This is a genomic window from Bartonella sp. MR90HLJMH (assembly GCF_042194115.1).
Taxonomy (GTDB): Bacteria; Pseudomonadota; Alphaproteobacteria; order Rhizobiales; family Rhizobiaceae; genus Bartonella; species Bartonella grahamii.
Genome location: NZ_JBHIMM010000042.1, coordinates 1 through 803, shown reverse-complemented (window position 1 = coordinate 803; position 803 = coordinate 1). Strand labels below are relative to the sequence as shown.

General features: G+C 33.3%; 1 protein-coding gene. It reads left to right on the top strand.

All coding sequences use genetic code 11. The features are described from left to right. Positions 1-577: type IV secretion system protein (locus ACFIJ9_RS08660; protein ID WP_375636795.1), on the top strand; the 577-nt coding region annotated here is incomplete at its 5' end. Positions 578-803: the final 226 nt, after the last annotated feature.

The window sequence follows — 803 nt, the reverse complement described above, 5'->3', positions numbered from 1 at the left end:
ACCAGCAGAATATCTGGAGATTATAGAGCTCTTAAAAAAACAGCTTGAGTTAAAAAAAGAACAACTTTCGCAAACAGAAAAAGCCTATCAAGCTATAACAAAGGGTCAGAAAACTGCACCTCAGAAAATAGACTTTTCTAGTTTTTTTCTCAAAGAACCAGAATCGCTCTATAAGAGAGATAAGCTTTCAAGGGAATCATATCAAAAGGTATTAGAGGAAGAAAACAAAATTTATGGGTCTTTTGAGCAAATGGGCAAAGCTATTTCAAGGCGTTTACAATTTGCATCGATACTAGATAAAGCTGTAAGTTTAGAAACTTTTGAAAACGTAGAAAATCGTTTTAAATACCTCCAACATCTATTAGATGAAATTCAAAAAAAAGAAAACCTGAAAGATACTGCAGATCTTCAAGCACATATTGATGGTTCGTTAGCCATGATCCAAAATGAATTTATAAAGATGGAAATGGTAGCGCATTTACGTAACGCTGAGCAATCACTTATCAAAAAGAAAAAACGCGAACTTAGTATGAAATTTTTTAACCATGAAGCAAAAGGGATGCCTACCATACGATAAAAACAAAAGCCAATGTAGAAAGTTCAGTACTATCTGAACAATTCAGAGGGGCAGAAAGGTTTTCTCAAAGCCAAGGTATCGTGATGAAAATACTTAGGTAATGTATAAATGCAAATAACGCGTTTAGCATGTATCTATGTTTCAAGGTGATAAAAAGTTGAAAATTCGTTAAAGAGGAATTCCATGAACTTTACAGTGTTCACGCAACTTTTCAATAAAATTGATC